This is a genomic window from Streptomyces sp. NPDC048411 (assembly GCF_040704695.1).
GTDB lineage: Bacteria > Actinomycetota > Actinomycetes > Streptomycetales > Streptomycetaceae > Streptomyces.
Genome location: NZ_JBEZKL010000013.1, coordinates 90,213 through 99,236 on the forward strand (window position 1 = coordinate 90,213; position 9,024 = coordinate 99,236).

The 9,024-nt window shown below is 71.2% G+C and carries 9 protein-coding genes and 1 pseudogene; 4 read left to right on the top strand and 6 right to left on the bottom strand.

Annotated features, from left to right (window positions below; translation table 11 throughout):
* Nucleotides 1-14: 14 nt before the first annotated feature.
* A complete protein-coding gene (locus AB0915_RS07895) occupies nucleotides 15-749 on the bottom strand; it encodes a response regulator transcription factor (protein ID WP_366690240.1) in 735 nt (244 codons plus the stop codon).
* The gene (locus AB0915_RS07900) at nucleotides 746-1,966 is read right to left on the bottom strand and encodes a histidine kinase (RefSeq protein ID WP_366690241.1); all 1,221 of its coding nucleotides are present in this window, start codon (nucleotides 1,964-1,966) and stop codon (nucleotides 746-748) included. Before AB0915_RS07900 ends, AB0915_RS07895 begins: the two co-directional genes overlap by 4 nt.
* Before the next feature lie 145 nt (nucleotides 1,967-2,111).
* Between AB0915_RS07900 and AB0915_RS07905 the strand changes: the two genes are divergently transcribed.
* Complete coding sequence (locus AB0915_RS07905) at nucleotides 2,112-2,315, top strand: hypothetical protein (protein ID WP_366690242.1); 204 nt, start codon at nucleotides 2,112-2,114, stop codon at nucleotides 2,313-2,315.
* An 18-nt stretch (nucleotides 2,316-2,333) separates the two neighbouring features.
* Here AB0915_RS07905 and AB0915_RS07910 read toward each other — a convergent pair whose 3' ends face one another.
* Complete coding sequence (locus AB0915_RS07910; protein WP_366690243.1) at nucleotides 2,334-3,251, bottom strand: DMT family transporter; 918 nt, start codon at nucleotides 3,249-3,251, stop codon at nucleotides 2,334-2,336.
* A 303-nt stretch (nucleotides 3,252-3,554) separates the two neighbouring features.
* Here AB0915_RS07910 and AB0915_RS07915 point away from each other — a divergent pair.
* Together AB0915_RS07915 and AB0915_RS07920 are read left to right on the top strand one after the other, a co-directional pair.
* A pseudogene (locus AB0915_RS07915) lies at nucleotides 3,555-3,842 on the top strand (SDR family oxidoreductase); the annotation flags it as partial.
* Between the two features lie 88 nt (nucleotides 3,843-3,930).
* A complete protein-coding gene (locus AB0915_RS07920) occupies nucleotides 3,931-4,761 on the top strand; it encodes an aldo/keto reductase (RefSeq protein WP_366690244.1) in 831 nt (276 codons plus the stop codon).
* Between the two features lie 18 nt (nucleotides 4,762-4,779).
* Here AB0915_RS07920 and AB0915_RS07925 read toward each other — a convergent pair whose 3' ends face one another.
* The 3 genes from AB0915_RS07925 to allB all read right to left on the bottom strand — a co-directional run bounded on the left by AB0915_RS07925 (nucleotide 4,780) and on the right by allB (nucleotide 7,726).
* Nucleotides 4,780-5,109, bottom strand: coding sequence for a putative quinol monooxygenase (locus AB0915_RS07925; RefSeq protein ID WP_366690245.1), 330 nt, complete (start codon nucleotides 5,107-5,109; stop codon nucleotides 4,780-4,782).
* A gap of 155 nt (nucleotides 5,110-5,264) precedes the next feature.
* Nucleotides 5,265-6,380, bottom strand: coding sequence for an allantoicase (gene alc / locus AB0915_RS07930; RefSeq protein WP_366690246.1), 1,116 nt, complete (start codon nucleotides 6,378-6,380; stop codon nucleotides 5,265-5,267).
* A 2-nt stretch (nucleotides 6,381-6,382) separates the two neighbouring features.
* Complete coding sequence (allB, locus tag AB0915_RS07935) at nucleotides 6,383-7,726, bottom strand: allantoinase AllB (RefSeq protein ID WP_366690247.1); 1,344 nt, start codon at nucleotides 7,724-7,726, stop codon at nucleotides 6,383-6,385.
* A gap of 354 nt (nucleotides 7,727-8,080) precedes the next feature.
* Between allB and AB0915_RS07940 the strand changes: the two genes are divergently transcribed.
* The gene (locus AB0915_RS07940; protein ID WP_366690248.1) at nucleotides 8,081-8,881 is read left to right on the top strand and encodes an IclR family transcriptional regulator; all 801 of its coding nucleotides are present in this window, start codon (nucleotides 8,081-8,083) and stop codon (nucleotides 8,879-8,881) included.
* Nucleotides 8,882-9,024 lie beyond the last annotated feature (143 nt).

The window sequence follows — 9,024 nt, forward strand, 5'->3', positions numbered from 1 at the left end:
CGGATCGAACCGTCTCAGCGTACGTGGCCCGGCCCGTCGTCCTCCTCGTCGAGCAGCCCCGCGTCGTGCACCAACAGCGCGATCTGGACACGGTTGTTGAAGTCGAGCTTCGCGAGAATGCGTGACACGTTCGTTTTCACGGTGGCCACGCTGAGATAGAGGCTCGCGGCGATCTCCGCGTTGGAACGGCCGCGCCCGACGGCGACCGCGACCGCGCGCTCCCGCTCGGCGAGACCGGCGATCCTCCGGCGTGCCTGCTCGGCCCGGCCCGCGCGGCCGTCGGCGCCGGTCCGCGCTGCGACGCCCGCGGCCCGGTCCATCAGCTGCCGGGTGACGGCGGGCGACAGCACGGGGTCACCGGCCGCGACCCGGCGCACCGAGTCGACGATCTGCGCGGGCGGCGTGTCCTTCAGGACAAATCCTGCGGCGCCGGCGCGGATGGCCCGCAGCACCTGCTCATCGGCATGGAAGGTGGTGAGGACGACGACCTCCGGGGCGTCGGGGCGGCTGCGCAGCGCCTCGGTCGCGGCCAGTCCGTCCACGGTCGGCATTCTGATGTCCATCAGCACCACGTCGGGGCGGAGCCGGTCGACGAGGCCCGCGACCTCGGAGCCGTCCGCTCCCTCCCCCACGATGACGATGTCGGCGGCGCCGCCCAGCATGAACGTCAGCCCGGCCCGCACAAGCGGATCGTCGTCGACGATGAGCAGCCGCACGGGCTGGGCCGGAGGTTCCAGGGGCGTGGTCATGAGGTCCACGGTAGCCAGGCCCGGATCCCGAATCCGCCGTCGGGTTCGGGCCCGTGGTCGAGGCGGCCCCCGGCGAGGGTGGCGCGCTCGGTCAGACCGATGAGGCCCTGGCCGGAGCCGGGGACCCGCTCGAACGGTTCGACGGGCGCCGGGTTGCGCACCTCGATGGTGAGTCCGTCACCCGGACCCCCGGTGACGGTGACGGTGACCTCGGCTCCGGGGGCGTGTTTGCGGGCGTTGGTCAGGCCCTCCTGCGCGATGCGGTAGACGGTGCGGCCGGTGGCGGCGGGGGCGGCGGCCGGGTCGGCGATGCGATTGTCGAGGGTGATCTTCATGCCGGCGAGACGGGACTCGGCGATCAGCGCGTCGAGGGTGGCGAGGGTGGGCTGCGGCCGGTTGCCGTCCCCGTTGTCGCCGGGGCTGCGGAGGACGCCGATGATCTCGCGGAGGTCCTGGAGCGCCTCGTGCGCGCTGTCCCGGATGACCCCGGCGGCCCGGCCGACCTCGGCGGGGGGCGCGTCGGGGCGGAATTCGAGGGCGCCCGCGTGGACGCTGAGGAGGGTGAGGCGGTGGGCGAGGACGTCATGCATCTCGCGGGCGATGGCCTCGCGGGCCAGCCGCTGCGCCTGCTCGGCGCGCAGCTCGGCCTCGGTCTCGGCCCGGTGTGCGCGCTCGCGCAGGGTGACGACGAGCTGGCGCCGGGACCGCACGACCATGCCGCAGCTCAGCACCAGCAGGACCAGCAGCACACCGATGATCGTGGAGCCGACGAACGAGGTGTTCGGGTCGGGGCGCAGATACGGCTGTACGGGGGCGACGGCCAGGGCCAGCGCACCGACGGCGGCCACCGGTTTGAACGGCCGGTGCACCGCCACGCTGAACAGCGCGACAAGCATCGCCCCGCCGGCGACCGGTTCGACGGTGGCGAGCAACGTCAGGGCCACGGCGAGTCCGACCGGCCACCGGCGCCGCGTCCACAGCGCGCAGCAGGCCGCGGCGCCGATCAGCGAGTCGGCGAGGACGACACCGCGGGGGGTGGTGTGGTCGGCGTCGATCGCGGCGGCCGCGAGCAGGCCGATGCCGGCCGCACAGAGGAAGGCCGTGATGTCGACGACCCAGTCCCGTAGTGTGCGGCGCGCCCGGCGGCCGTGGTCGCCGGGCAGCTCGGGATCGGCCATGGCCGAGGGCAGCAGCCAGCGGTACTCCGTGCGCGTCATATCGACAAAACTACTCAATTGACGGGCTCGTACCGGCCGTGCGGGAGCGGGAAGCCACCAAAGTCGCCGGACCGGATACTTTCGGCGCCGTGTCGCAGACCGGCGGCCGACGTCGCGGCCGGAACGGTCCCGCGAGGCTCTCCCTATGAAGAAACTCTGCGAGTCGGCCGGCTTCATCGTGTTCATCCAGGGCGTCGCCGGGCTGCTGCACGAATGGACGGGCTGGTTCCGGCTCTGGGCGGTGGTGCGGCGACTGGAGTTCCTCGGTGGCCACCCGGTCTTCGTCAACATCGTGCTGGTGGTGACGGGCGCCGCGGTGATGGTGGCGGCGGACCGGCTCAAGGAGTAACGGCCTCCCCCGCCCGGCTCAGGGCGCGGAGGCGGCGCGACGCCCCCAGCCCGTCCCGGCGAGGACGAGCCCCGCGCCCACCACGCCCAGGACGCCGAGCCGTTCTCCTCCGATGGCGATGCCCGCGGCAGCGGCCCACAGCGGTTCCGTACCGAGCAGCAGGCTGACCCGGGACGGCGAGGTGCGGCGCACCGACCACATCTGCACGAAGAACGCGAAGAGCGTGCAGAAGACGGAGAGGAAGAGCAGCCCGCCCCACTCCCGGACACCGAACTCCGAGGCCACCGCCCACGGCGACGCCCCGGTACCGGGCACGGCGGCGAGCAGGGCGAAGACGGCGACCGCGCTGCCGAGCTGCACGGTGGTGAGCGACAGCGAGTCGGCGTCCTGGACGGACTTGATGCGGGCCATCAGCAGCACGTGGAGGGTACGGGCGAGTGCGGCCACCAGCATCAGCAGATCGCCCACCGAGGGGCTGGTGAAACCGCCGCCCTGGGTCAGCAGCACCACACCGGCGACGGACAGCGCGGCGGCGGCGAGAAAGGCCCTGGACGGCCGGACCCGGGTCACCGCGGCCTCGGCGAGCGGTGTGAAGATCATGGTGAGGCTGATGATGAGGCCGGCGTTGGTCGCCGAGGTGTGCACGACGCCGTACGTCTCCACGAGGAAGATCCCGCTGAGGACCAGCCCCAGCAGCCCCGCGCCGCGCCACCGCGCCGCGCTGAGCGCCCGCAGCCTGCGCCACCCCGTAGCGGCCAGCACGGGCAGCACGATGACGAATCGCAGGACGAGGACCGCGATGACGGTCTGCGTGGTCGTGATGCCCTTGGCGGCGAGATAGCTGGTGCCCCAGACGACCGCGACGAGCAGCACGGGCAGATCGCTGAGCCAGGCCCGGCGCGGTGGTGCGAGGGCGGGCAGGGCGATCGCGGACACCTGGTTTCTCCTGGCACTCGTGGTTCTCGTGATGCATCACAGTGGGAACCACGGGGAGACCGCACCGGCTCGCCCGCGGAACGATCACGGTACCGGGAGGTCCACGGCACCGGGAACACCTGTTTCACCGTCATCGGTCCACCCGGCGGAGGCCGTGCGCCGCGTAGGCGTCCGTTTCCCGCCGGTCACCGCGCGGCGAACGGACTTTCCTTGTCCTTGTCGAAACAGCAGCCCCGACCGACAAGGAATCCATCATGACCAGCACCGACACCAGGACCGCACTCGTCACCGGCGGCAGCCGCGGCCACGCTCTATGCGATGAGCAAGTCGGCGCTCGCCGGTCTCACCAAACCGCTCGCCCATGAGCTCGGCCCGCGCTCCATCACGGTGAACCTGGTCCAGCCCGGCCCGATCGACACGGACCTGAACCCGGCCGACGGCCAGTACGCCGCCGGGCAGCGCGCCGGCACCGCCCTGGACCGCTTCGGTTCGACGGCCGAAGTGGCCTCCCTGATCTCCTACTTGGCCAGTGACGAAGCGGCGTACATCACCGGTACGGAGGTGGTGGTGGACGGCGGCCACGCGGCCTGACCCGTACTCCGCCCGGCCGTGCCCTCCGTGTCCCGTGCCTCTGCCCGCCCTACCCTGGCCAGGACGGTTTCGAACGACAAGGGAGATCATGACCGAGACCCCGGTTCACCCCCTCAACGACGGCCGCACCCTCCCCGCCGTCGGACTCGGCACCTGGCCGATGAAGGACGACGCGGCGGAGGAGGCCGTGGCCGGAGCGCTGGGCCTGGGATACCGGCTCGTCGACACCGCACTCAATTACCGCAACGAGACCGGCACCGGACGCGGGATCGCCCGCAGCGGTGTGGCGCGCGAGGAGATCGTCGTCACCACCAAGGTTCCGGGCAGGCATCAGGGTTACGAGCGGACCCTGGCGTCGTTCGACGAGTCCCGGCGCAACCTCGGGCTCGACTACGTGGATCTGTATCTCATCCACTGGCCCCTGCCCCGGGTGGATCTGTACGTCGACACCTGGAAGGCGATGATCCAGCTCCGCAAGGACGGGCTGGTGCGCTCGATCGGCGTCTCCAACTTCACCGCGTCCCAGCTCGACCGGCTGGAGCAGGAGACCGGAGTGCTGCCCGCCGTGAACCAGATCGAGATGCATCCGCGTTTCCCGCAGGAGGAGCTGCGGGCCGTGCACGCGGCCAAGGGCATCGTGACCGAGAGCTGGAGCCCGCTGGGCCGCGGCCGCTATCTCCTGACGGACCCCGGGCTCGTCGCCGTCGCCGCGGCACGCGGGGTGACGCCCGGTCAGGCCGCGCTGCGCTGGCACACCCAGCTGGGGGCGGTCCCGATCCCGAAGTCCGCCGATCCGGGGCGGCAGCGCCAGAATCTGGAGATCTTCGGCTTCGAGCTGACGGCGGACGAACTGGAAAGGATCTCCGCCGGTCCGCGGCGGCGGTACGGCGGAGATCCGGATGTCCACGAGGAGTTCTGAACCGCCAGGATTCACGGACTACTGACGGCTGGGCCTGAGCTCCGTCATCCGGGACCAGCCGTCGCCCGGGACCTCGACATTGATGATCTCCGGGGTCACCGCGACGAGGTCCGCCATCCGGTCCATCGCCGCCGCGAAGTGCTCGGACTTTACATGCGCCTCTCCGGCCTCGGGGGACGCGAAGGCCTCCAGGAGCACGAACTGGTCCGGGTTCTCGACGCTGTACGACCATTCGAAGAACACGTTGCCCGGCTCCTGACGGGTGGCGAGGGTAAAGGGCTCGACGGCGGGCAGCCAGTTGTCGCGCTCTTCGCTGTGGACGGTGAACTTGACGGCGATGAAGATCATGACAACTCCTGCTCGGGATGTGCGACGCACTCAGCGTCCCATAAGCCCTGAATGCAGACGCATCGGGCGCACCCGAGGGGGTGGCGGGAGCCGCCACGTCCGAAGGAGTGACAGGCGCCGCCGCCCGCGAGGGGTGGCGGGGCCGCCCGTCCTCGTCAGCCGCCCAGTTCGGGGTGGCGGGCGGCCAGTCGTGCGGCCCCCTCCTCCGTCAGCGAGCCGAACAGCCGCAGCCGTGAGATACCGCCGTCCGGGAAGATGTCGATCCGCACGTGCGTGGCACGCACGGCCTCCGGGAGGACGAAGCGGTGGTTCGTGTCGGGCTGCAGCCGGGTCCGCGGCAGGACTTCCGCCCAGTCACCGCTGCTCCCGTCCCGCACCGAAAGGCTCGCCCAGCCCGCCGAGTTGCCCTTGAGGCAGGCGGTGTCGATCTCGACGGCCCGGATCTCCGCCTGCTCGGCGAGCCGGTAGCGGATCCAGTCGTTGCCCTTGTCGCGGCGGCGTCGGGTCTCCCAGCCGTCGTCCATCGTGCGGGAGCGACCGGGCCGGATGGTGTTGGTGGCCGGGGAGTAGAAGCGGTCGGAGGCGTCCTCGACCTGGCCGCCGTTCTCCAGCGCGGCGAGGTCGAAGGTGGCGAGGGCGGCCAGCCAGGCGGGGTCGGGGGCGACCTCTCCGTAGACCCGGAGGCGGGCGATTCCGCCGTCGGGGTGCTGGTTGACCCGCAGATGGGTGACGCGCCGGCCGGCGTCGACCGCGAAGCCGTTGGCCGCGTGGCCGCCGACGGCCGTACGGGATATGAGGGTTGTCCATGTCACGTCCGGTGCGAGGAGTTCCTCGGGGGACGGGGAGCCGGGCACGGAGGCCGCTTCGACGGAGACGGCCTGCGGGTAGTTGCCGCGGAAGTGGGCGGTGTCGACGACGATGCCGCGTACGACGCCGGGCGCGCCGAGCCGTACCAGCGCCCAGTCGTGGTCCTCGTCCGAGGGGTGCGGCTGCGCGGCGCTGACGCCGCGGCGGCGGCGGGTCTCCCAGCCGTCCATGATCTTGCCCTTGTGCCCGAAGTGCTCCGGGTCGAACTCTGCAGGCTCCGGCTTCAGCAGGTTCTCGCGCTCGGCGAAGAACTCGTCGTTGGCTGCGATCACACCCGCGCCGAGCCGCCGGTCGGCGAGATCGACGAGGTGGGTGAAGGGGAAGTCGGCGGTGCGGTAGTCGGCATACGGGTCGCCGCCTCCGTACGGGTCGGCGTCACCGGTGAAGTGCGCTGTCGCCGTCATGGTCAGTGGTTCCTTTCGAGGAGGCGGCCGGTGGGCTCGGTGAGGACGCCGTCGGCTGCGATCCGCTGCCCGCGCAGCCAGGTCGACTTCACGACACCGTGCAGGGTCCTGCCGGCGTAGGCGGTGACCTGGTTGCGGTGAAAGAGCTCGACGGGGTCGACGGTGAAGGTCTCGTCGGGGGCGAGGACCGCGAAGTCGGCGTCGCGCCCGGCCTCGATGGCGCCCTTACGGGTCAGTCCGGCCAGCTCGGCGGGGGCGGCGGACATCCAGCGGACCACGTCGTCGAGCGAGTGGCCGCGCCGGCGCGCCTCGGTCCAGATGGCGGGCAGTCCGAGCTGGAGGGAGGAGATGCCGCCCCAGGCGGAGGCGAAGTCCGGCGTCTTGAGGTCCGCGGTGCAGGGCGAGTGGTCGGAGACGATGCAGTCGATCGTGCCGTCGGCGAGCCCGGCCCAGAGCGCATCCTGGTTGGCGGCTTCCCGGATCGGCGGGCAGCACTTGAACTCCGTCGCTCCGTCCGGGACTTCCTCTGCGGTGAGCGTGAGGAAGTGCGGGCAGGACTCGACGGTGACGCGTACCCCCTCCCGCTTGGCGGCGGCGATCAGCGGCAGCGCGTCGCTGGACGACAGGTGCAGGACATGGATGCGCGCGTTCAGCCGCCTGGCGTGCGCGATGAGGCTCTCGATGGCGGTGTTCTCGGCGTCGCGCGGCCGGGAGGCGAGAAAGTCGGCGTAGGCGGGTCCGCCGCGCTGCGGCGCGGCCGCCAGGTGGTGCGGGTCCTCGGCGTGCACGATCAGCAGCCCGTCGAAGCCGGCGATCTCGGCCAGGGAGCGGGCCAGCTGTTCCTGGTCCAGCTCCGGGAACTCCTCGACCCCGGAGGGCGACAGGAAGCACTTGAAGCCGAAGACCCCGGCCTCGTACAGCGGCCGCAGATCCTTCACGTTGGACGGGACCGCGCCGCCCCAGAAGCCGGTGTCGATGTGCGCCTTGGCGGCTGCCACCTGCTGCTTGGTACGCAGATGGCCGACGGTGGTGGTCGGCGGGAGGGAGTTGAGGGGCATGTCGAGCAGCGTGGTGATCCCACCGGCCGCGGCGGCGCGGGTGGCTGTCCAGAAGCCTTCCCATTCGGTGCGGCCGGGGTCGTTCACGTGGACATGGGTGTCGACGAGGCCGGGCAGCAGGACGTCGTCACCGAAGTCCTGGAGCCGGGCGCCGGCCGGCACCTCGGTGTCGTACGGCAGGACGGCGTCGATCGTGCCGCCGGCGACGGCCACCGCCGCGGGGCGCGTCCCCTCGGGGGTGACGACGCGCGTCGAGCGCAGTACCAGGTTCACGTCCGCACCGGACACCCGTGCTCCTCACTTCCGGATGGTCGGCGGCTCACGGCCACCGAAGAATTTCAACGAACTGTTGAAGGAGTCTTCACTCGGGATTCCAGCCCGTCAAGACCCCACCTTCCTCTCCGGACAGCCGGCGGACCACTCCGCACATCCGACTGGAGATTTCCACAAAGTAAAAGACCAATTTCGAAGGGCGGAACGTAGCATGGACCAGGTGCGGCATCGCATGACGGTCCGGCTGATCCCGGACACCCGGACAAACAGGCCCTGACCGGCCGGGACGCCGCACCGGGAGCAGTGGGCCGATGGGGAACCTCCCGGTAGGCTGCTGCCTTGCCCTTACGCCTCGAAAGGACCGTTGACGTGCCGCCGTCCCACGCCAGCACATCCGACTCCAAACCCGCCGGTTCCAGCGGCGGTGTGCAGTCACTTGAGCGCGCCTTCGATCTGCTGGAACGGATGGCCGACGCCGGGGGCGAGGTCGGGCTCAGCGAACTCTCCGCAAGCAGCGGACTCCCGTTGCCCACCATTCACCGGCTGATGCGCACCCTGGTCATCTGCGGCTACGTACGCCAGCAGTCCAACCGGCGCTACGCCCTCGGCCCCCGCCTGATCCGGCTCGGCGAGTCCGCGTCGCGGCTGCTCGGGACCTGGGCCCGCCCGTATCTCGCGCGGCTCGTCGAGGAGACCGGCGAGACCGCGAACATGGCGCTGCTCGACGGCGACGAGATCGTCTACGTCGCCCAGGTGCCGTCGAAGCACTCGATGCGGATGTTCACCGAGGTCGGCCGCCGGGTGCTCCCCCACTCCACCGGGGTGGGCAAGGCGCTGCTCGCACACACTCCGCCGGAGGAGGTACGGGCGCTGCTGGCCCGCACCGGAATGCCGGCCGCCACCGAGAAGACGATCACCACCCCGGACGGTTTCCTGGACGCGCTCGACCAGGTCCGCCGGGCGGGCTATGCGGTCGACGACAACGAGCAGGAGATAGGGGTCCGCTGCCTGGCGGTCTCCGTACCCGACTCCCCCACCTCGGCCGCGATCTCGATCTCGGGCCCGGCGGGACGGGTGACGGAGGCGGCGACGGAACGGATCGTGCCGATCCTTCAACAGGTCGCGAAGGAGCTGTCCGACGCGCTGGCCAGCAGCGGTCCGACCGGCTGAGACCACACGGACGCAGCGGTGCCCGCCGGGCAGGGACCCGGCGGGCAACATGTTCGTTCGGGGACACAAAGCGAGGCAGGGGCTTCCGCTCATTTGAGAAAGAGCCGGCGATGGCCGGAGCCGTGGGAACTCCAGTCCCGCCG

Bases quoted from the DNA above. Each gene is read 5' to 3' on its own strand.
- AB0915_RS07905 (WP_366690242.1), top strand. From the start codon at position 2,112: ATGAAGAAACTCTGCGAGTCGGCCGGCTTCATCGTGTTCATCCAGGGC.
- alc (WP_366690246.1), bottom strand. From the start codon at position 6,380: ATGACGGCGACAGCGCACTTCACCGGTGACGCCGACCCGTACGGAGGC.
- AB0915_RS07895 (WP_366690240.1), bottom strand. From the start codon at position 749: ATGACCACGCCCCTGGAACCTCCGGCCCAGCCCGTGCGGCTGCTCATC.
- AB0915_RS07920 (WP_366690244.1), top strand. From the start codon at position 3,931: ATGACCGAGACCCCGGTTCACCCCCTCAACGACGGCCGCACCCTCCCC.
- AB0915_RS07925 (WP_366690245.1), bottom strand. From the start codon at position 5,109: ATGATCTTCATCGCCGTCAAGTTCACCGTCCACAGCGAAGAGCGCGAC.
- AB0915_RS07900 (WP_366690241.1), bottom strand. From the start codon at position 1,966: ATGACGCGCACGGAGTACCGCTGGCTGCTGCCCTCGGCCATGGCCGAT.